1 protein-coding gene is annotated in these 1,100 nt (G+C 63.7%); it reads right to left on the reverse strand.

The window, feature by feature from the left end; genetic code table 11:
* Positions 1–1,100 (reverse strand): NADH-quinone oxidoreductase subunit D (locus tag MSZK_RS30780; RefSeq protein ID WP_099252308.1); only part of this gene is annotated, 1,100 nt, incomplete at both ends.

Below are 1,100 nucleotides of genomic sequence, written 5' to 3' on the forward strand. Positions count from 1 at the left end.
CATGACCGGATCGATCGAGGCGACGGCGGCGATGACGTCGGCGACCATGCCGCCCTCGCTCATCGCGGCCCCCGCTTGCAGGTTGGTGAACGACGGGTCGCGGTAGTGCACCCGATACGGGCGGGTGCCGCCGTCGGAGACCATGTGCACCCCCAACTCCCCGCGCGGGGACTCCACGGGCACATAGACCTGCCCGGCCGGGACCCGGATGCCTTCGGTGACCAGTTTGAAGTGGTGGATCAGCCCTTCCATCGAGGTGCCCATGATCCTGGCGATATGCGCCGGACTATTACCCAACCCGTCGGGGCCCAACGCGAGGTCGGCGGGCCAGGCCAGTTTCTTGTCGGCGATCATCACCGGGCCCGGCTCCAACCGCTGCAAGCATTGTTCGACGATGCGCAGGGATTGATGCATTTCGCCGACCCGGATCAGATAGCGGCCATAACAATCCGCACCGGTGTCGGTGACGACGTCGAAGTCGTAGCCTTCGTAGCCGCAATAGGGTTGGGTTTTACGCAGATCGTGCGGCAGCCCGGTCGAGCGCAGCACCGGGCCGGTGATACCCAACGCCATACAGCCGGTCAGATCCAGATAGCCGATCCCCTGGGTGCGGGCCTTCCAGATGTAGCTTTCGGTCAACAGGTCTTCGAGTTCACGTAGCCGGCCCGGCAAAACCTTCAGCAGGTCCCGCACCCGGGCCGGGCCGTCGTCGGGCAGGTCGGCGGCCAGCCCACCCGGGCGGATGTAGGCGTTGTTCATCCGCAACCCGGTGATCGCCTCGAACACCGACAGGATCAGTTCGCGTTCGCGGAACCCGAAGAACATCGGGGTCATCGCCCCCAACTCCATCCCGCCGGTGGCCAACGCCACCAAATGGGAGGAGATCCGGTTGAGTTCCATCAACATCACCCGCACCACACTGGCCCGCTCAGGAATGTCGTCGGTGATGCCCAGCAGCTGTTCCACACCCAGGCAGTAGGCGGTCTCGTTGAAAAACGGGGACAGGTAATCCATCCGGGTCACAAACGTCACACCCTGCATCCAGGTGCGATACTCCAGATTCTTCTCAATCCCGGTATGCAAATAGCCGATCCCGCACC

The organism is Mycobacterium sp. shizuoka-1, assembly GCF_002723835.1.
Classification (GTDB): Bacteria; Actinomycetota; Actinomycetes; order Mycobacteriales; family Mycobacteriaceae; genus Mycobacterium.